Consider the following 21,180-nt stretch of genomic DNA (forward strand, 5'->3'; position numbering starts at 1 on the left):
CTCCTACTACGTTTATTCTTCGTGTACGTCATGTTTGCGGTCCAGCTTGTTCATACGCCAGACATACACAAATATCAGTACAACAAAGGTGTAGATGGAGCCCTGCTGGGCGAACCAGAAACCCAAGGGGAAACCACCTATTTTGATGGTGTCCAGGGCATCCACGAAGAGAATGCCGCAACCATAGGAAACGACGAACCAGATCGTCAAAAGTATAAACAGTAGTTTCAGGTTGGCGCGCCAATAAGCGGCCTTGGCCGAAGCTTTTTCACTCGACATACCGACTCCTCCGCGTTGTTATTTTTATCGGTGTCATCAAGATAACACCGCCGCCGCGAGAGAAAATCTAGACCTTGGTATAAGTATTTTTGCCTATAAATTTCAGGATGTTACGTATAAAGGTCAAAAACTCTTCTGCTCAAAGTCTGCGCAATTAGACATAGGTATAAACCGAAACAAACACCCTTGCACATATGAAAAATAACTACACGGACAACAAAGCGGCCCAATATATTTGAATAAGTAAATTAAAGAACAAGAGAAAGGAAAACTTAGAAATATCCCCCTCGCCCGCTTATCATTGAAATTCGAGTTTTATAATTCCCGCAACCAAGATAAGTCCGCTGATGATTAACGGTTTTTTGCTTTTTACAGTTTCCATTGCTTATATCGGCTTGCTGTTCGCCATCGCCTATGTGGGAGATCAAAGCCCAAGGATGTATGTGAACGAACGCACCCGGGTGGCGGTGTATAGCCTTTCATTGGCGGTTTATTGCACCTCATGGACGTTTTTTGGCGCAGTGGGGTCTGCAGCTGCGACAGGGCTTGGATATCTTCCCATCTACATCGGCCCCATGTTGGTTTTCATTTTTGGAGCGCCGCTTTTATCACGCATTATTCGCATCAGTAAACGGCACAACACCACCTCCATCGCCGATTTTATCGCCACACGTTACGGCAAGTCGCAGACTCTGGCCGTTATGGTCAGCATCATCGCCATTGTCGGCATTCTTCCTTACATTGCACTGCAGCTTAAAGCGGTATCTACCGGCTACAACGTGCTCACAGAAGGCGCGTTGCAGCCCAACCGGGAAGCGCTGCCGCTGTTTCAGGACACTGCGTTGTATATCGCCGGAGTGATGGGTCTGTTCACAATTTTGTTCGGCACCCGCCATATCGATGCGACTGAGCATCACCGGGGCATGATTCAGGCGATCGCATTTGAGTCCATCATCAAGTTCATCGCTTTTATCGCCGTCGGTATTCTGGTGTGTTTTGTGATGTTCGATGGGCTGGGAGATCTGGTTCAGCGACTACAGCAGTCGAAACAGGACGGCGCGTTCAGCTTTGGCGCGATTTCACCCACTAACTTTCTGGTGCAAACCCTACTGGCGGCGTTCGCGATCATCTGCTTGCCGCGCCAGTTTCACGTTACGGTAGTGGAAAACTATGAGCCTCGCGATATTTACACGGCGCGCTGGGCGCTGCCGTTGTATTTATTTTTCCTGATACTTTTTGTGATTCCTATCGCCGCAGCGGGTATTCTGACCTACCCCAACGGCACCGTCGATCCAGATATCTTCGTGCTCAGCTTGCCCGTGGTGGCGGGCCATGAATGGTTGGCGGTGCTGTCGTTCATCGGCGGAGGCTCCGCCGCCACCAGTATGGTGATTGTATCCACCGTCACGCTCAGCACCATGTTCTGTAACGAAATCATTGTGCCGTTATTGCTGCGAATCCAGGCCCTGGATCTGTCCCGCAAAAAGAACGTGCATTTCTGGCTGTTAAACATTCGTCGCGCCACGATTTTAGTCACGCTGCTGGCGGCTTTCGGCTACTACCGCATGATGGGCAGCCACTTCTCTCTGGCGTCTATCGGACTACTGTCTTTCGTTGCAGTAGCGCAGTTCGCCCCAGCATTGATTGGAGGTATTGTCTGGCGCCACGGCAACCGCCAGGGCGCCATTGTGGGACTGATCTTCGGCTTCGCCACCTGGATCTACACGTTGCTGATTCCCTCTTTAATCAGCGTCAATCAAATCGATTCCGCCTTGATCAGCGCCGGCCTGTTCAGCATGGAGTGGACTCGCCCCACCGCTCTGTTCGGATTCGAAGGCATGGACACCATTACCCATGGCGCCCTCTGGAGCGTGGGCATAAACCTGTTTCTTTATATCACCGTCTCCCTGGCGACCACACAACGGGTCATTGAGAAAATCCAGGTAGCTTCGTTTTTCGACAGCGCCCAAGACGCCGGCGCCAGCCCTACCACCTGGTTAAGCGAGGCCACCATAGAGGATATTGGAGCCTTGTCGGAACGCTTTCTCGGCGAAGAACGCACGCGCGAAGCAATGCGCGACTTTTCCCGCCGCAACCGGGTCAAACTCTACCCCTCCAAGCCCGCCAGCGTGGAACTGATCAAGCACATCGAAAAGCATCTGGCCAGCGCCATCGGCTCCTCCACCGCACGAGTGGTGCTGAACTCCGCCTTGAAGGGACAGGAGATGCAGATTGAAGATGTAGTGAGCATCGTCGACGAAGCGTCACAGGTCATCAAGTTCAACCGGGAACTTTTGCAGGCTGCGATTGAAAACATGAACCTGGGCGTGTCAGTCGCGGACAAGTCGCTCAATCTAGTAGCCTGGAACAGCCGCTATGTTGAGATCTTTAACTACCCCAAAGGCTTCATGCGCGTCGGCCGTCCCGTGGCGGATCTGCTGCGTTACAACCTGTTGATGAACCATGTTCCCGCCCGGCGAGCGCAAAAGATTGTAGAGCGTCGCCTGCAGATGATGGCGGAAGGCCGCCCCCATGAATACGAGCGCACGCGACCGGACGGTACGGTAATTCTGATCCAGGGCAGCCCCATGCCGGATGGCGGTTTCGTCACCACCTTCTCCGATATCACCGGTATGCGCCGCACCGAGTTAGCGTTAAAAGAAACCAACACTTATCTGGAGCAACGGGTTAAAGAACGTACTGAGGAGCTATCCAAGCTCAACAAACAGTTGGTGAAAGCGAAATCCGTGGCGGAAAACGCCAACCTGAGTAAAACCCGGTTCCTGGCGTCGGCGAGTCATGACCTGTTGCAGCCGCTCAACGCTGCGCGCCTGTTCTCCTCCGCGCTCTCCAACAAAGTGAAAAACAATGAGGAATACAGCGAGCTGGTGAGCCATATCGACAGCTCTCTCAACGCTGCGGAAGAGATTCTCAGCACCTTGCTCGACATCAGCAAACTGGACGCCGGAGCCCTGGAACCGCACTTCACCACCTTCAGTATCAACGAGTTGTTACGCCATCTGAACACAGAGTTTACGGTCATCGCGGCGGAGAACGGCCTCACTATGCGTACGCTGCCCAGCAACTGTTACGTTTATTCCGACCACCAATTATTGCGCCGGGTGATTCAGAACTTCCTGACCAACGCGATTCGCTACACCCGCCAGGGACGCATTGTGCTCGGCTGTCGCCGCCTCAAGGATCATGTGCGCATTGAAGTCTGGGATACTGGTCCCGGCATTCCGAAAGACCAGCTGGAGTCTATCTTTGAGGAGTTCAAGCGCCTCAATCACGGACAGACGGAAAAGAAAGGCCTTGGTCTGGGTCTGGCGATCGTCGACCGGATCTGCCGCATGCTGAATTATCCGGTGGAGGTGCAATCCTGGGTGGGACAAGGCAGTAAGTTCGCCGTAACTATTCCGCTCGGCGTCAAACCCGCCGAGAAACCCGCTGACGCCGCCAAGCCGACTCGCGCGCTGGGGAGCCTGAAAGGCGTCAACATTCTCTGCATCGACAATGAACAGGTGATTCTTGACGGCATGCGCGCGCTACTTGAGGGCTGGGGATGCACCGTGCGCACCGCGCGCGCTCCCGAGGCGGCCAAAACGCTATGCGCCGAGCAAGCGCCGGATATCCTGTTGGCGGACTATCAGTTAGACGACGGTGACAACGGGCTGGATACTATGGATATGCTGCAGGAAACCATGCCGACGCGGCGACCAGGGGTTTTGATTACTGCGCTCAATACAGATGAAGTGAAGCAGGATGCGAAAGACAGGGGTTATCAGATTCTGCACAAGCCAGTGAAACCGGCTGCGTTGAGAGCGATGATCAACAAAATGCTCGCGCGGGCCTGAGACTCGACTCAAACCCGCACAGGCAATTGCATTAACCGGAGTGAGCGGCCTGTTGTTGCTGCTCCACCTCCATCTGCTGCACCGCGATAACCGCCTGTGTGCGGTTACGCACGCCCAGCTTGCGGAACAAGGCAGTGATGTGCGCTTTGACGGTGGCTTCCGAGACATCCAAATCGTAAGCGATCTGTTTATTCAGCATGCCCTCCGTCAGCATTCCCAACACGCGGAATTGCTGCGGCGTCAAAGTGGCCAGACGTTCGGAGAAGTCCGAGTGCTCCGCTTTGACGGAATCGATCTTGGCGGCGACATCCGCCGGCAACCAGACTTCGCCATTCAGCACCGCCTGAATCGCCTGGGAAATCTCGTCCAACGGCGCCGACTTGGGAATAAAGCCGGAGGCGCCATAATCGATAGCGCGGCGAATCACCTGCAGCTCTTCGCTGCCGGAGACGATCACCACCGGCAGCCCCGGATATTGTCCACGCATGAACACCAAACCGGAAAACCCATGAGCGCCCGGCATATTCAAATCAAGCAGAACCAGATCCGCATCCGGATTGGCCACCACCGCATCCTGCAGGGTTGCGATGGATTCCACCTCCACCACGTCCACAAACCGCACCGCCTGAGTGACCGCTTGCTTGAGCGCGGCGCGAAACAGCGGATGATCATCGGCGATGATTATCTGTTGCGACATTAACATGAGCCCCCTCTTTCATTGCTCAGTTAAGAATTTCTGATCTATGTGCTTTTCATAGTCCTGCAACAGGGATAACGTCAACGCCGATATCATCCGGAAGACACGACGTTATGGCGCGCCAACCCGATTGGCGATCAGCTCGTCAACGACGGACGGATCGGCCAGGGTCGATACGTCGCCCAGGTTGTCATGCTCATCGGCGGCGATCTTACGCAGAATGCGCCGCATTATCTTTCCAGATCGGGTTTTCGGTAATCCCGGCGCCCACTGTATAACGTCAGGCGACGCCACAGGACCGATTTCTTTTCTCACCCACTGTCGCAACTCTTCCTTCAGGGCGTCAGTCGGCGCTTCGCTTACATTAAGCGTTATGTATACATATATGCCCTGCCCCTTGATGGCGTGCGGATATCCGACCACGGCCGCCTCCGCCACTTTGGGGTGAGAAACCAGCGCGCTCTCCACTTCCGCGGTTCCCATCCGGTGCCCGGACACGTTGATGACGTCATCCACTCTGCCGGTTATCCAATAGTACCCGTCTTCATCCCTGCGCGCACCATCTCCGGTGAAATAGGCGCCGGTAAAAGTAGAGAAATAGGTCTTCACAAAGCGGTCGTGATCGCCATAGACGGTGCGCATTTGCGCTGGCCAGCTGTCTTTGATGATCAGGTTGCCCTCGCCTGCTCCGGAGATCTCATTGCCTTCGTTATCCACCAGCGCCGGCTGCACGCCGAAAAACGGTCGTGTCGCGGAGCCGGGTTTAAGGTCGTTCACGCCAGCGATGGGTGTGATCATGATGCCGCCGGTCTCGGTTTGCCACCAGGTGTCCATGATCGGACAGCGGGAGTCTCCCACCACCCGATAGAACCATTCCCAGGCTTCCGGGTTAATGGGTTCTCCGCAGCTACCCATTACCCGTAGAGAGCTGCTGTCCGCCGCTTGGGCCAGTTCATCTCCCGCCGCCATGATGGCGCGGATCGCCGTCGGCGCGGTGTAAAACAGGTTCACTTTATGTTGCTCGACAATCCGCCAGAAGCGGGACAGATCCGGGTAGTTCGGCACGCCCTCATAAACCAGAGTCGTAGCGCCATTGCTCAAGGGCCCGTACAACACGTAGCTGTGGCCGGTGATCCAGCCAAAGTCCGCAGTGCACCAGAACACATCGCCTTCACGATAGTTAAAAACATATTGGTGAGAGAGCGACACATAGGTCAGATAGCCGCCCGTCGTGTGCAACACCCCTTTGGGCGCGCCGGTGGAGCCAGAGGTGTAGAGAATAAACAGAGGATCTTCCGCATTCATCACTTCCGCCGGGCAATCGTCAGAGGCTTGCGCCATCGCCTCCTGATAGCAGATATCCCGGCCTTCGCGCCACCCCACGTCAACGCCAGTGCGTTTGACCACAATCACCTTCTCCACCATGTCCAGATCAGAACGCGTCAGTGCGGCGTCCACATTGGCTTTAAGCGGAATGGTTTTCCCCCCGCGCAAGCCTTCGTCAGCGGTGATCACCAGCTTAGACCGGCCATTCAATATACGGCTCGCCAACGCCTCTGGAGAAAAGCCGCCAAACACCACGGAATGCACTGCGCCGATGCGGGTGCAGGCCAGCATGGCCACCGCCGTTTCCGGAATCATGGGCATATATAAAGTCACTACGTCCCCTTTAGCGACGCCCTGGGCTTTCAGTACATTGGCGAACCGACACACCGCCGTGTGCAATTCACGATAACTGATATGTTTGTGCTCGCTGGGGTCATCCCCCTGCCAGATAATCGCCGTCTGGTCGCCGCGATGCTCCAGATGACGATCGAGACAGTTATGGGAAACATTCAGATAACCGTCCTCAAACCAGCGTATATGCACGTCCGGCGCATGAAAGGAGGTGTCTTTGACCTTACTGAAGGGCTTGAACCAGTCCAGGCGTTGCGCATGCTCGGCCCAGAACTTTTCCGGCTCGGTGATCGACTGCCGATAAAGATCCTGGTATTTCTGTTCGTCGAGAAAGGAATGTTGGATGATTTCCGCCTTGGACGGATAAACAGTAGACGCACTCATAGTCTTGCACTCTCTTCTTTTATTATTGTTGAACCAGTATGTGTTGAGGCCTGAAGCCTTCTTTTTTCTACTCCCGCGAATCACCCCTCTGTATTAGACCTTGGTATATCGACATGCGATAGGCGTCCAAAAGCAAAGACATTCAATGGATTGACACCGTTACGACCTAAGTATTAAGCAATGAATGTAAGGAGCCAGGCGGGAAAAGTTCAGAAGCAAGCCGGTCGGGCCCGGCGATATTTCAGCCATATTTCGGGGGAGTCGCCTCCCCCTTTCGGTGACGCTTTGCGCGCGGCTCGTATTTACGCAGCGCGGCTGCGAGGTTTTGCTGCAGGCGGGTTCATCTTCACCACTTTCGGCCGCAGCGCGTACTTGTTCAGACCCGCCACGTGAACTTCCCGCAAGTAGTGCGCCCAGTCATACATACCCGCATTCACGGGGAATTCGCTCTGGTCATATTCCCCAAGACGGGTGGATAGCTCCTGCAGACGGCGGTTGCTGAAGGTATAGCTGGGAGAGGTATAGAAGGAAAACACCTTGGACAGTTTCATCGTAGTTTCCATGTTGCTCAGCTTGCGCCCGGAAGCCTTACGGCCAAACAAGCTCTGCAGACGGGAACTCCATTTCAGCATGTGGAAACTGATCGCCATCAACGCGTGAAACACGGCGCCGGGAATCATTACAAAGGGCTTCTTCGGCTTGCGGTAGAACAGTTTGTCGTGCGTCTGATAATTGTGCTCCGCCTCTTGCTGCACATGCCCAATGACTTCCCGAATCCTGATTGGATTAACCTCGCTGCTGCAACACTGGTAGATGCGATGGGCGCCGGAATCCAGCAGCGCTTCCGTGGCGCTCAGGATGATGCTGTTGGCCACCAGGTCCGCCGGAATGATATCAATGACCGCATTCTTCTTGCCGGGAAACAAAGACACCTTTTCTCTGGCGTAAGCGAGGATGATCGCATCCGCCACTTTCACCCCCTCAATCCAGCCCGGCGCCGGTCCCAGCAGCGTACTTTCAACAATGGAAGGTCGCAGGATGGTCAGGGTTTTGCCATACAGCTCCTTCATCAGCAACTGCTCGCCCATCCATTTAGTGAAGGTATAGGTATCGTTCCAACCATACTTATTGGCTTCTTTGATACCCAGGTCGATAAGATCCTTTTCCCTGCTATGATCATCCGCCGCAGCGGCGGACACTTGCTCTACATCCTGCAGCAAACGCGCAATCAGCGGCTCAACTTCATAGTAGCCGCGTTCTGAACGCTCAATGCGTTCTCCCGCCGGGCTGACGATTTCCTCTTCCATCACTCCCTGATTGAAGCCGTTGACGTAGCAGGTGGATACCTGCACGACAGGGCAGTCCGCCGCGCGCCGCGACAGTTCAATGATATTTTTAAGGCACAGGGTATTGATGGTGAGAGCCTGATCCAGCGCTTCGCGGAAATTGACGCTGGCGGCTGAATTGATAATAACGTCGATATCTGCGGCCAGGTCGGTAAAGTCCTTCTCCGACAGGCCAAACAGAGGCTCCGTCACCTCTCCGGTCACGCAGTGGATGCGGGTTTCGCACAACTCCTCGAAACGACTTCCCTGCGATGCCTTGAGAGTATCGAAAATAGATGAGGTCGCGATCTCATTCTGGAACCGCTTTCGCGCTGTAGGGTTCTTTGAATTACCCCGTATCAGCAAATAAATCTTCCCAATTGTCGGCACGCTGCGCAGCAGCTTCTCCAGTACCACCTTGCCGACGAATCCCGTCGTCCCCGTAATCAGTACATTCTTATTAGCAAAAGCAGTTAACGTAAGTGATTGCTTCATATTCGCTTAGACCTCTCTCTCCTTAAACACATTGCCGCTTGGCGTCCCAGCTTATGCGAGTCTTTTGATAATGATATTTACATTAGGTTACATCTGTATGTGTGACTGTCTCCGCAATTTCCCTAACGAAGAAGCCCCGCAGCGTACCCCGTGACATATCTCACAGCAAAAATCTGACCATCTTTACAGCTTGGTCACTGATTGTTTTACAATCGATCGGCGAACCAATCACAAGTCAATTGGATAATCTCCCCTTTCTTCTTGTCCATATGTCCTACATGACCGCTGTCAGCGACAATATGCAGCGCTTTGCTTCCTCGCAGGTTGTCATATAAAAGCTTGGCGCTGGCTGGCGGATCAACGCGGTCTTCCGCGCCATGAATCACACAAACAGGGCACTGTACATTCTTTGTGCGCCGAAATGTGTCAACGATGAAGCACTCGATCGCTCCGGGAATCGGTAAGCCCGAGTACGCCTGCACCAAATATGGATCGCCTACGATGGAGGCATTGATACGAGGGTCTACTGCTGCGGGAACCGACTTCAGCGCAAATGCGAGCGGCAGCCGGAGATCGCCGAACCCCAACCGACGTTTGAATGCACCGACCAGATTGGCGGTTTTAAAAAACGGCCACTGCCACCAAGTCAGCACGTTACGAACTGTGGCGCTCAATGTCACCAATGCGCGTAAAGACGCGCCTTGCGCCGCGGCTTCCAACACTGCCGTACCGCCGGAAGAAAAGCCCAGCGCGCCAATGTGATGAGATTCTATTTCGCGGCGCGATTTGAGATATTCCAGCGCCGCCGCCACATCAGCCCGCCATGCCTGCATGTTCACATGAAAGCGAGGCCCTTCAGACTCGCCATGCCCGCGCATATCCAGCGCCAGCGCCGCTATCCCACGATGCGCCAGGGCTTCCGCCAATTCATAAAAATGTTCTTTATAACCAAAGGCGCCATGACAGATGATCGCCGCAGGAAAGCGCCCTTCCCTGGCTGGCAGGAATAAGCGGCCGACCAGCTCATCTCCCTGGGAGGAGAATTGCACCGGCTCCTGCTGCACAATCGGGAGAAGGTTCTGCATATCCATGCTTAAAACTTACCGTCTGGGCTGTTCGGTTGGCGGACATATGCGCAGAGACCGTCGTCAGTGAAAACCGCTTCCGCGAGTCGACGACATCGGAAACAAAAGACTGCATCATTCCCTGACTCAATCATCTGCAAATAGGATTGTTCGCACCGCTGGTCCAACTTCCAAGCCGCTGACTTTCATCAACACCTTCAAACCAATACGGGCGTGGCTATGTTAAGCCCTCGCCGGCAATTATGAAACAAGTTAATTAGAGCACTTACTCTTAAATGCAATACGCCAAAAGTCGCATCCATCTGAATACATGTGAACTTGCGCACAACCACCATTAATATTGTCTTACAATCTCATTCAACTATTTGAATTTTTATAACTTTCGGCCCCATTTCGTTAATTCGCGCAAGGTGAAAATGAGGCATGACGCACAGTCTTGTTACGATAAGTTAACTTAGTATTCCCCCATAACAATAACTAACAAGGGCGAAACACAACATGACCACCAACGCAGTCGCCGTAAAGAACGCCAGGGATAAATATCGTCTTATCGGTCCGGTCTACGATTTCCTCAGCGCGCTATACAGCGGAAAATCGATTCATCAGTGCAAGATAGGCATGATCACGCCGGATAATGTAAAACCCGGCGACAAGATTCTGTTCGCGGGCGTCGGGCACGGCAAAGACGCCATCCATGCCGCCGAGCTCGGCGCGGATGTCACCGTCGTGGATCTGTCCGCCACCATGCTCAGCAAGTTTCAGGATGGGCTGGCCGCTTCCGGCAAGCAGCACCTGAATATCCGTCAGGTTCACAGCGACATATTCAAATTTAACGAAGCGGAACAATACGACATGGTAGTCGCCAACTTTTTCCTCAATGTCTTCAGCGAAAGCATGATGGAAGAAGTCCTGCGTCATTTGATTGAGCTGGCCAAGCCAGGCGCCGCGATAGTAGTCGGCGACTTCGCTTTTCCTACCGGCAATATCGTCTCGCGCGCGTTTAAACAAGCCTACTGGTACGTCGCAGTGTCCCTGTTCTGGCTGATGGCGAATAACGCCATGCACAACATCTACAACTATCCCGAGTATATGGAGAGACAAGGGCTGGACATTCGCAACAAAAAGTTCTTCAAACTCCTGAACATCAATTGTTACTGGTCCGTCCTCGGACGCAAACAAGCCTGACCTGGTTGTAAGGGTTACAAACCCAGACGCCGGCAACATACAAAATAACAACGAAGGAGTCAGGACATGAGCAACCAGGCGATAGCGCTGGACTCGCTCAGCGAGTTGGGCGCAGGCAGTTTCACTTTCTCAGAGCGCGTCAACTACCTGAAAGAGTTCGGTTCCCACTCTCAGGCGTTCTCCACTCTGCAACCGGATATGCAATATTTCGATATTCGCGGCGTGGGCTACATCGCCTATATGCGCAAGTGGGGACGGATATTCGTGTTGTCCGATCCTGTGTGCGCGCCGCAGAATTTCGAGTTGATGCTCACCCGCTTTCATAATCGCTTTCCCCATGCGAACCACGTTCAGGTCACCAAAACGGTGGTGGATATCCTGCATCATCGTTTCGGCATGTATGGCACACAGTTCGGGTCCGAATCGCGTATTGCGCTTAAGGACTGGAGCCTGAGCGGCAAAAAGAAACAGGTGCTGCGCACGGCGCTGAACCAGGCGGAAAAGCACGGCGTCACGGTGAAGGAGCGCTTCAGCGACGACCATACCCGGGAAATTTCCGAAGCCTGGATCAAAACACGCAAGTGTAAGAGCAATGAAATCCGCTTCCTGATCCGTCCGATGGAGATGAACTACAAGGAAAATGAACGCCACTTTTATGCTTATCAAAACGGCGAAGCGGTAGGCTTTATTTACTTCGATCCCATCTATTACAAGAATGAGATTATCAGTTACGTGCCCAACATTTCCCGCGCCAGCGCCAATTTCAAACAAGGGCTTTTTTACACCATCATGGCCCACGCCATGGACGTGTTTAAACAGGAAGGCGTTCCCTATCTGGATCTGGGGTTAATCCCGCTAATGCTCTCCGCGGAAGACGAAGCGCAAGAAGCCAAATTACTGAAGAAGATGCTGCGCCTGGTCTACGCCAAAGGCAACTTTCTCTATAACTTCAAAGGCTTGGAATTCACTAAAACCCGCTTTCGCGGTGAGGTGGAGAAAACGTATTGCTGTCACCACAAGGCGACGCCGCTGTTGGAGTTTTTCTGTATGTTTAAGTTGACCAGGCTGTTCTAAAGCCAATTAACTTCATTTCGTTGACGCATGGATCGCGTCGCCCTGTCAGCTATTAATCAGGCAGACAAATAGCTTCCTTCTATTTGTCTGAAACGACAGGGCCTGATTATTAAAGCGCTATCTGCTCTGCAGACGAAAAGCCTAACGCCATTGCGCCCCGCTCCCATTCGCTGTCCTGCTTATCGCCGGAATAAAACGCCCGATGGCTGGTTGACTCCTCTCCGCCTTCACTCTGCTGCGCCTGCAGCAGATAAGCCACCCGTCGCGCAATGGCTTCACCGGAGTCCACCCAATTGATGTCCGGCGCCAATTGATAAAGGAAAGGCTTCAACAATGGAAAGTGAGTGCAGCCAAGCACGACCTGATCCGCTTCCGCCTCCAAAAACGGCTGGATGACGCCGCGTAATCGCGCCATATCCGGACTGCGTCCGCGCACCCAGTCTTCTCCCCACTGCACCAGGTCCGGCGCGCCCACTTTGATGACTTGGCAATGCCTGGCGAAGTCCCGAATCAGCTCGTCCGTATATGCGCGACGCACGGTTCCCTGCGTGGCCAACAAGCCGATCACCTGCTTCTTCGTATGCGTCGCCGCCGTCTTTATCGCCGGCACCACGCCGACCACAGGCTGCTGGAAGCGGGCCCGCAAATGATCCAACACAACCGTACTGGCGGTATTGCAGGCGACGACAATCAGCTGCGCGGGGTAACATTCGCAAACCTGCTCCACAATATGACGCACGCGGGTTTCTATCTCCTGCTCGCTTTTATCGCCATAGGGATAAAAACCAAAATCAGCGAGGTACAGGGTGGGCAGCCAGGGCGTGTGGCGACGAATATGTCCCCAGATAGAAAGTCCGCCGCTGCCGGAGTCGATAATCAACGCAGGCGCCACGGGCCCTTTTGTCTCATGCGCGTTCGCCATCATCTCAGGCGATCACCGGAACTTGGCCACATAGGCGTCGATCAGGCGACCAGCGATGGTTTTCATCGGCGATACAGCAGGCAGCTGGTCGACTTTGAACCAGGCGGCTTCTTTCAGCTCAGTGGTGTCGATATTGAGATCGCCGGACACATAGCGGGCGTGATAGCCCAGCATCAGTTGATGAGGGAATGGCCAGGCCTGGGAAGTGACGTACTCGATATCGGACACCAATACTCCCGACTCTTCCATCACTTCTCTGACCACTGCTTCCTCCGCACTCTCTCCCGCCTCGATAAAGCCCGCCAGACAACTGAATGCAGGCAGTTTGCTGAAAGAGCGATGAGACCGCGCCAGCAGAATCTCGTCACCTCGGTGCACAACTACGATGACGCAGGGAGACACCTTAGGATAGGAAATGTAACCACAGCCATGACAGCGCAGGCCACGGTCTTTTTCGTTGAAGCCCAAACGTTCGCCGCAACGGCTGCAGAAGTTCTGGGTGCGAAGCCAGTACAGCAACTGAGAGGCGGCGTTAACTATGCGAAAGTCGTCTATCTCGTCGCAACCAAGCAGATAATCCCGCAACCCCACTTCCGTCCACCCTGACGGCGTCTGCTTGAGACTGCCGACGCTGCAGCTAACGCCATCGACTTCTCCCAGCAGGAACACCGGACCTTCAGGGTTTTCAATTTCTTCCGCATCCCAGGGCTGAGCGTCCGGTGCGGGCAACAACAGCTTATCGTCGTGAAAATAAATATGGCGACGGGCGCCGCTTTCCAGACCGCTCACCAGCGCAGGATGATAACTAAACGAAACCGCCACCGCCTGTCTCCTTCAACTTCCGATATTTTATTAAACGCTTTTTTTGACGCCGCGTCTGCGCCACAGCATCACGATAAGTGCGATAACCGTCAACGCCAGCGGAGCCATCAGGATATTGACCAGCTTCAACTGTCGTCCAAGATCGTCAATGTCTCGATCCAGATTATGTTGCACATCCCGCAGCGCCTTGCGAATACGCAGTTTCTCCTGCTGGAAGTCCTCCAGCGCCTTTTCCTGTTCCGGGGTCAGTAATATGCCGCCGCCAGCTTCGTCGCCGCCCTGGCGCGCTTGCTGCAACTCCGCCAGCTGTTCTTCCGTTTCCGAGAGCCGCTCCTGCAGTTCGCGCTGTTGATCCGCGAACTTCTCTTCCGCGGCGCGGCGAAGCTCTTCCACTTTTTCAAACGGGCGGGTAAAGCGTCCCCGTGACCGGATATTGATCAAACTGGCGTTACCAGCCAAGTAGTCCAGCGCATTCACCACCAGATCGCCATTGTTCGCCCAGGGGCTCGCGATGCGCTGTCCAAAAAACTCCTGCACCTGCACCCACAGACGGTCCGTCAGGATGTCCGTATCAGCGATGACGACAACGTTGATGTTATCGCTTTGGGACACCTCTGGCGCGACATGCCGGGTCACCGTCTTAGGCTCCGCAGGGGCGGCGTCTTCACCCTCAGCGGCGTCATTCGACTGCTCATCCTGCGCTGCCTCGTCTTTGACTTCTTCGGTCACCTCAATGCCTTCGGGAAATGCTGTTTTTGCCGGCCCTTCTATGCGCGCCGCCATGGCGTATTGCTCGCCGGAGGCTTTGAACTTCTCGAACAGGGACTCAGGGTTTTGCATATTGGCGAACGCGCTTTCTTCAATCGGCGCGGACTCGTCGCTGGAAGTCAGCAAAGGCTTGAAGCTCGTGGTCGCGCCTTCGACTTTTTCCAGGATTCCCGGCGTGGAGACGTTAATGCTCTCCAGCCCCGCCAGCATGATGTCGCTCTGGGTCATGCTGTCTTCCGCCAATCCCAATAACGCCAGATGACGCACCGGCGTACGCGCCTGACCTACGCCCACCACCATGCTGTTTTTGAAGTCCGCCAGCACTGAGTTCTCTTTCAGGCTGACGCCCCAGGCTTTCAATAATGGGTCCAACTGACTGCGCCGGGGCATGTTCGCCGCCATCATCGGCATACCAGGCTGATCCTGCTCTGCGTTGGGATCGACAAACACCAAGGCGCGACCGCCTTTCAACACAAACTGGTCAATCGCCAATTGCGCCTGCTGGGACAAGTCCTTCGGATGCACGATCATCAACACGTCCACATCCTCATCGACCGCGTCAAAATCCTCGGGCAGCCAGCGCACGTCGAACAGGTCCTCAATCTGCTGCATGACAATCCAGGCCGGTTGCTGGGATTGTTGGTACATATCGAAGCCGCCATTGATCTGCAGACTGGAAATGACGCCGACGACCGGCGGTTGCGCACGATCCAGGTTGTAGATCAGCTTGCTCAGTTCATACTCAAGAAACTGCTCTTTATTAGGCTGGAAGAAGGCGATGATTTCTTCTTTATCGCCAGCCTTGCCCACCAGTCCGAAAAAGACGTTATCGCCCGCCACACCGACGGGAATCGCCTGCAGACCTGCAGCGGTGGCTTCATCCTCTTCTTCCGAGAAGGGAACCGGATCAACTTTCTTCAAGATGATTTTCCCGTCACTGAGCTGCTCAAATTCTTCCAAAAGCTCCTGCACCCGACGCGCGTAGGCGCGTAACGCAGGCAGGTCCTTGGAGGCGCCTTCGGAGTAGTACACGGTCAGTTCTATGTCCTGGGACAGCCCGCCCAAAATAGAACGCGCGCCGTCAGACAGCGTGTACAGACTGTTTTCAGTAAGGTCCCAGCGGAACCCGCTCATGCCACGCTGCACCGCCAGATTGAATAGCGCCAGGGCGGCGATCACAACGATTACGACAATACCCGCTCGCTTCATGACGTCTCCTTAGTTTGATGCCGTACGCTTGACCAGATGCGCCGTGGCCCAGACGCCAAGCACAATAATCGAGCCGAAATAGAGCACGTCGCGCAGATCGATGACGCCTCGGGAAATGGCTTCGAAATGACGGAAGAAACTGAGGTCCGCCACCAGGTCCAGCACCTGATTCGGCGCCCAGGCGGAGAAGAAATCCTGCACCATGGGAAAACCTGACGCCACCAACAGAAAACAAACCACCAGGGTAAGAATAAAGGCGATAACCTGATTCTTGGTGGCGGCGGAGAACATCGAGCCCAGCGCCAGAAAGCCGCCCGCCATGAACCAGCTGCCGATATAGCCGGCCAGAATGGCGCCATTATCCGGGTCGCCCAGATAATTGACGGTAAACCAGAACGGCGTGGTCAGCGCCAGCGCCCCGGCCAGATATACCCAGGCCGCCATGAATTTGCCCAATACCCACACGAAAGGCTGCACGGGTAAGGTCAACAGCAATTCAATGGTGCCCGTGCTGCGCTCTTCCGCCCATAACCGCATAGTCAAAGCCGGCACCAGCACCACGAACAACCAGGGGATGTAGTTGAAAAAGGCTTCCAGATCCGCCTGCCCGCGCTCGAAAAAGTGGCCCAGATAAAAGGTGAATATGCCGCTTAGCACCAAAAATATGACCGTGAACAGGTACGCCAATGAGGTCGAGACGTAACTCAGCAGCTCACGTTTAAAGACTATGCCTACGCCGTTCATGCCGCCTCCATGGTCAGGCGGCGGAATACATCGTCCAGCCTGCCGCGTTCTACGTGAAGTTCCTCCACATCCCAGTTATGAGAGTGAATCAGTTGATTAACCGCATGCAAAGGCGCAGCGCCGGAACTTGCGTACAGCAGATAGGTCGCGTCATCCACTTGTTCCACTTCTCCAACCTCGGGCAGCGCCTCAAGCGCCGCCAGCGCAGCGTATGGCTGGGAGAAGCGTACAAATATCGCCTTGTGAAAACGGGACTGAGTGGCCAGTTCCGCTGGCGTACTGTTGGCGACGATGCGGCCTTTGGAAATAATCACCACGCGGGAACACAGCGCATCGACCTCCTCCAGTATGTGCGTGGATATCACCACGATCTTGTCTTTGGACAGGTTCTGAATCAGCTTGCGAACTTCGTGCTTCTGGTTAGGGTCCAGTCCGTCCGTAGGTTCGTCCAGAATCAGCACCTGCGGGTCATGAATCAACGCCTGCGCCAACCCGACGCGACGCTTAAAACCCTTGGACAACGTTTCAATCGGTTGTTGCATGACATGCTGAAGGGAAACCTGAGCGACCACCCGCTCTATGCGCTGTTGCAGCTGAGCTCCGCGCAGACCGCGGACCTTACCGATAAAACTCAGGAAGGCCGCCACGGTCATTTCCCCGTACAAGGGCGCGCCTTCCGGCAGGTAGCCCATAATTCGCTGGGCCTGTTGCGGCGCGTGAGCCACATCAACGCCCATCACGCTGACGGAACCGCCGCTGGGCTGCACATAGCCGGTAATCATCCGCATGGTGGTGGTTTTACCGGCGCCGTTGGGGCCTAAAAAGCCTAAAACTTCACCAGGAGCAATATCGAAAGAAATGCCGGATACGGCCTGAATATCGCCGTATTTCTTTTCCAGATTCTGAATTTTTATCATTGAAGGGTCTCGCGTTCGCTATATAAAGGAACGAGCGCCAAAGAGGCGGCGCATAAGTTGTTTAAAACACACCTTGCAACATTCCATTCGCCAATAATCCAGTCCTCACAACAGATTGAAGTTAAATGAAATGTGTGAAAGTTAAGCCGCAACAGGAGGACGCAAAGAAAAAGAAGAATAAGGAGTCACATCCCGCTTTGCAAGATTCCCATTTCGCTTCTACATTACATTGCAGAAAGTTTGCGCAAACCCAATCCTCGCGGAATATAGCCGCTGAAAATCAAGCATTTCCGAGCTTTGCCAGTCTATGGCGGAGTCGTTAAACTAGCGGGCACTTCGCCAGGGCTAAACGGTATTTTACATGCTCGGAATCACTTCTTTTTTCTTTAACCTGCTCCGCAAAATTCTATTTTTATGGGTCAGGACGGATGTTATCGGCAACGACGCCAAGCAGTTGGGACTGGACCCGGAAAAACCCGTGGTCTACGTTCTGCAGCACAGTTCGCTCAGCAGCCGGTTGGTGCTGGAGCAGGAGTGCCGCCTCGCCGGCCTGCCCTCCTCCCAGGCGCCGCTGACATTGCGAGACGCCGTTCTGTCGCGCAGCCACTTTTTCTTATATGAGAAACGCGGGCAAATGTTCCGGCGTCGCCATACGCCGACCATCACAGAACGACTGAAGCAGTTGGTCAGCGCAGCGCAAAAAGACCCCGGACTGGACGTGCAGATCGTGCCGGTCTCCCTGTTCTGGGGCCGAACGCCGGAGAAAGAGCGCTCCCTGTTCAAACTGATGCTGGCGGACACCTGGTCCATCGCTGGCCGTTTGCGCCAGTTCCTGACCATCGTGATCCACGGACGCAATACTTTTATTCAGTTCAGCAAGCCGATTTCCCTGCGCTATATCGTCGACGACACCCAGGACCCGCAACGCGCCAACCGTAAACTGGCGCGTCTGCTGCGCGTCCACTTCCGCCGCATGCGCCAGGCGGTGGTTGGTCCCGACCTGTCTCACCGTCGCACTTTGGTGTCCACGCTGATTCGCAGCCCGTCCGTCAAGGACGCAATTCGGGAAACCGCCAAAAAAGAAAACATCAGTCCACACAAAGCCAAAGAGCGGGCGCGGAAATACGCGGACGAAATCGCCTCCAACGTTTCCATCGCCGCGGTGCGTTTTCTCGACATCATTCTGACCTGGGTCTGGAACAAAATTTACAACGGCGTCACCATCAACAACATTGACGCCGTAAAAGAAGCCGCCAAGTCCAGCGCGGTGGTCTATGTGCCCTGTCACCGCAGCCACATCGACTACTTATTGCTCTCCTACGTGCTGTATCGCAATGGTTTGATGGTGCCCCATATCGCCGCCGGCATTAACCTGAACATGCCGGTGGTAGGGCCGATTCTGCGTCGGGGCGGCGCCTTCTTCATGCGCCGCAGCTTCAAAAACAACAAGCTGTACACCGCCGTGTTCAATGAATACATGCACTCCATGTTCACCCGCGGCCACCCCGTGGAGTATTTTGTAGAAGGCGGCCGCAGTCGCACCGGGCGTACATTACAGCCGAAAGCGGGCATGTTGATGATGACCGTGCGCAGCTATCTGCGGAACTACAAGAAGCCGATTACGTTCGTGCCGGTCTATATCGGATACGAGAAAATCCTGGAAGCGCGCTCTTATCTCGGCGAACTGCGCGGCAAGAAGAAAAAAGACGAAAACATCTTCGGCCTGTTCAAATCCCTGCGTAACCTGCGCAACTCCTTCGGACGGGTCAGCGTCAACTTCGGCGAGCCTTTCGCACTGTCCGACGTGCTCGACAAAGTACAGCCGCACTGGCGCGATCAGGCCTACGATCAGGAGCCGCGTCCCAAGTGGATGCCGCATATGATCGATGAGCTGGCGGAAATGGTCGCCACCCGCATCAACAATGCGGCGGCGCTCAACCCCATCAACATCGTCGCCACCCTGCTGCTGGCCACGCCTAAGCAGGCGATGGATCAAAAAATGCTCGCGGACCATTGCGACGCAGTGGTCTCACTGCTGCGCATGCACCCCTACAGTAACGAAATGAGCTTTCCAGAAGGCTGCGGGGCGGACTGGGTCAAATACACCGAAAGCATGGGACTGGCGCTGCGTCAGCATCAGAAGCTGGGGGACATCATCAGTCTGGAAGGCTCCAGCGCTATTCTGCTGACTTACTATCGCAATAATATTCTGCACTTCCTGGCGCTGCCCGCGCTGGTCGCCAGTCTGTTCCAGAACAACAGCACCATGGACCGCACCAAACTGGTGTGGCTGGTAAGCTCCATCTACCCCTACATCAAGTCGGAGCTGTTCCTGCGCTGGCACAAGGATGATGTGGACCCGGAAATCGAACGCTGGATCGAGACGTTGTGTGAAAGCAACCTGCTGCTGAAGGACAAGGACAACCTGTATCGCCCCATGGCCGGCTCCCGCGAATTCGTTCTGCTCAACGCGCTGGCGAAAACCATCATCCCGACTTTGGAGCGTTACTATATCGCCATCGCTATTCTGCGTCGTCATGGCAAAGGCGCGATCACCGCCAATGCGCTGGAGGAGCAGAGCACGTCTATGGCGGAACGCATGTCCATCCTGTATGGCCTCAACGCACCGGAGTTCTTTGATAAAGCCTTGTTCCGCAACTTCATCAACAATCTGAAAAGCAACGAAATCATTCAGGTGGATGAAGAAGGACATATCATTTACGACGAAGACCTCGACAATATCGCGGAAGACGCACGCCTGGTGCTGAATGCCGAGCTGCGCCAGAGTATTCTGCAAGTCGCCATTGAAACACAACCGACGCAGGCTCCCGCCGCCTGACGACATCTCGCCATCCCGGGCGCGCCTGTCTGCGCCCCGGGATCACTCCCCCTTCCTCCCACAGGGCGCGCCTCACCAACATATGCGCTCAATGACTGTTCTCCAGCATCCCATTGTGTTCCCAAAAACTAGCAATCGTTCACTGTTCAGGGTTTTTATCGGCGTATAATTTTTGGTTCATAACAAAAAGAAACGGCGCCAAACGGCGCAGGGAGAGTTAACGTGAGCATAAGCGCCTCTTCAGCGGTATTTGTACCAAACCATCTACGGGTCCTGGTGATTGACGATCACCAGCTGGTTATCGACGGCCTGCGCGTCGCCCTCACCGCCCAACAGGTTCCTATTGACCTAGTGAACGCCTTCAACTGTCAGGCGGCGCAGACCTTGCTGGAAACCGACCAAAGTTTTGACCTGATACTACTGGATCTTTCACTGCCCGACGGGCGCGGATTCAAATTTCTCCGCTACCTGACCTGTAAGCGTATTTATATCCCTGTGGCCATTCTTTCCGCCTCTGAAGATATCGAAGATGTGGAGCTGTCCCTGCGCAGCGGGGCCATCGGTTTTATCAGCAAGTCCTCCAGCGCCATGGAGATCAATCTGGCGATTCGTCAGATTCTCAACGGCAAACAATACGTGCCGAACTTCTATATCCATCGCAACCAAACGCCGGTTCAGGACAGTCAGTTGCGTCTCGACTCCATTACTCCCCGGCAAATGGAAGTGCTGCAATTGCTGGCCAAGGGGTTGCCCAACAAAAGGATCTGTTCGGAGCTAAGCTTGACGGAAGACACGGTGAAATCACACTTGAAGGCATTGTTCATGCACCTGAACGTACACAATCGGACGGAGTGCGTCAGCGTGGCGACGCGACTGCATCTGGTGGACGCCTGACGCGCAT

The 21,180-nt window shown here is 54.6% G+C and carries 15 protein-coding genes; 5 read left to right on the top strand and 10 right to left on the bottom strand.

Annotation, left to right across the window (positions count from 1 at the left end):
- Positions 1-12 precede the first annotated feature (12 nt).
- Positions 13-279 (bottom strand): DUF4212 domain-containing protein, encoded by a 267-nt coding sequence (locus tag HCH_RS22785; RefSeq protein ID WP_011398819.1) that lies wholly within the window; start codon positions 277-279, stop codon positions 13-15.
- Between the two features lie 347 nt (positions 280-626).
- Here HCH_RS22785 and HCH_RS22790 point away from each other — a divergent pair, with 347 nt between their 5' ends.
- On the top strand, positions 627-4,136 hold the full coding sequence (locus HCH_RS22790; protein WP_011398820.1) for a hybrid sensor histidine kinase/response regulator: 3,510 nt from the start codon (positions 627-629) through the stop codon (positions 4,134-4,136).
- 31 nt (positions 4,137-4,167) lie between these two features.
- Here the strand turns inward: HCH_RS22790 and HCH_RS22795 are convergent, their stop codons facing one another.
- From HCH_RS22795 to HCH_RS22810, 4 genes are all read right to left on the bottom strand, one after another.
- Positions 4,168-4,839 (bottom strand): response regulator transcription factor, encoded by a 672-nt coding sequence (locus HCH_RS22795; RefSeq protein ID WP_216734866.1) that lies wholly within the window; start codon positions 4,837-4,839, stop codon positions 4,168-4,170.
- A gap of 105 nt (positions 4,840-4,944) precedes the next feature.
- Positions 4,945-6,894, bottom strand: a complete 1,950-nt coding sequence (gene acs / locus HCH_RS22800) for an acetate--CoA ligase (protein WP_011398822.1) — start codon at positions 6,892-6,894, stop codon at positions 4,945-4,947.
- A gap of 302 nt (positions 6,895-7,196) precedes the next feature.
- On the bottom strand, positions 7,197-8,714 hold the full coding sequence (locus HCH_RS22805) for a fatty acyl-CoA reductase (protein WP_011398823.1): 1,518 nt from the start codon (positions 8,712-8,714) through the stop codon (positions 7,197-7,199).
- Between the two features lie 206 nt (positions 8,715-8,920).
- Positions 8,921-9,799: an alpha/beta hydrolase gene (locus HCH_RS22810; protein ID WP_158304990.1), complete on the bottom strand. Its 879-nt coding sequence runs from the start codon at positions 9,797-9,799 to the stop codon at positions 8,921-8,923.
- Positions 9,800-10,297: 498 nt separating this feature from the next.
- On the opposite strand from HCH_RS22810, the gene HCH_RS22815 reads away from it, so the two are divergent.
- Together HCH_RS22815 and HCH_RS22820 are read left to right on the top strand one after the other, a co-directional pair.
- Complete coding sequence (locus tag HCH_RS22815; RefSeq protein ID WP_011398825.1) at positions 10,298-10,984, top strand: class I SAM-dependent methyltransferase; 687 nt, start codon at positions 10,298-10,300, stop codon at positions 10,982-10,984.
- Positions 10,985-11,050: 66 nt separating this feature from the next.
- On the top strand, positions 11,051-12,058 hold the full coding sequence (locus tag HCH_RS22820) for a DUF2156 domain-containing protein (RefSeq protein ID WP_011398826.1): 1,008 nt from the start codon (positions 11,051-11,053) through the stop codon (positions 12,056-12,058).
- A gap of 109 nt (positions 12,059-12,167) precedes the next feature.
- Here HCH_RS22820 and murI read toward each other — a convergent pair whose 3' ends face one another.
- Genes murI through HCH_RS22845 form a run of 5 tightly spaced genes read right to left on the bottom strand, consistent with a single transcriptional unit; the run spans position 12,168 to position 17,440 of the window.
- On the bottom strand, positions 12,168-12,983 hold the full coding sequence (gene murI, locus HCH_RS22825) for a glutamate racemase (RefSeq protein WP_011398827.1): 816 nt from the start codon (positions 12,981-12,983) through the stop codon (positions 12,168-12,170).
- A 9-nt stretch (positions 12,984-12,992) separates the two neighbouring features.
- Positions 12,993-13,802 (bottom strand): NAD(+) diphosphatase, encoded by an 810-nt coding sequence (gene nudC, locus HCH_RS22830; protein ID WP_011398828.1) that lies wholly within the window; start codon positions 13,800-13,802, stop codon positions 12,993-12,995.
- A 30-nt stretch (positions 13,803-13,832) separates the two neighbouring features.
- Positions 13,833-15,779, bottom strand: coding sequence for a GldG family protein (locus HCH_RS22835; RefSeq protein WP_011398829.1), 1,947 nt, complete (start codon positions 15,777-15,779; stop codon positions 13,833-13,835).
- Between the two features lie 9 nt (positions 15,780-15,788).
- Complete coding sequence (locus HCH_RS22840; RefSeq protein ID WP_011398830.1) at positions 15,789-16,523, bottom strand: ABC transporter permease; 735 nt, start codon at positions 16,521-16,523, stop codon at positions 15,789-15,791.
- Positions 16,520-17,440: an ABC transporter ATP-binding protein gene (locus HCH_RS22845; protein ID WP_011398831.1), complete on the bottom strand. Its 921-nt coding sequence runs from the start codon at positions 17,438-17,440 to the stop codon at positions 16,520-16,522. The genes HCH_RS22840 and HCH_RS22845 overlap by 4 nt, the downstream gene beginning before the upstream one ends.
- A gap of 361 nt (positions 17,441-17,801) precedes the next feature.
- Between HCH_RS22845 and plsB the strand changes: the two genes are divergently transcribed.
- Together plsB and HCH_RS22855 are read left to right on the top strand one after the other, a co-directional pair.
- Positions 17,802-20,279 (top strand): glycerol-3-phosphate 1-O-acyltransferase PlsB, encoded by a 2,478-nt coding sequence (plsB, locus tag HCH_RS22850; protein WP_011398832.1) that lies wholly within the window; start codon positions 17,802-17,804, stop codon positions 20,277-20,279.
- A gap of 222 nt (positions 20,280-20,501) precedes the next feature.
- On the top strand, positions 20,502-21,173 hold the full coding sequence (locus tag HCH_RS22855; protein WP_011398833.1) for a response regulator: 672 nt from the start codon (positions 20,502-20,504) through the stop codon (positions 21,171-21,173).
- Positions 21,174-21,180: the final 7 nt, after the last annotated feature.

The sequence above is a fragment of the Hahella chejuensis KCTC 2396 genome (genome assembly GCF_000012985.1).
Lineage (GTDB): Bacteria > Pseudomonadota > Gammaproteobacteria > Pseudomonadales > Oleiphilaceae > Hahella > Hahella chejuensis.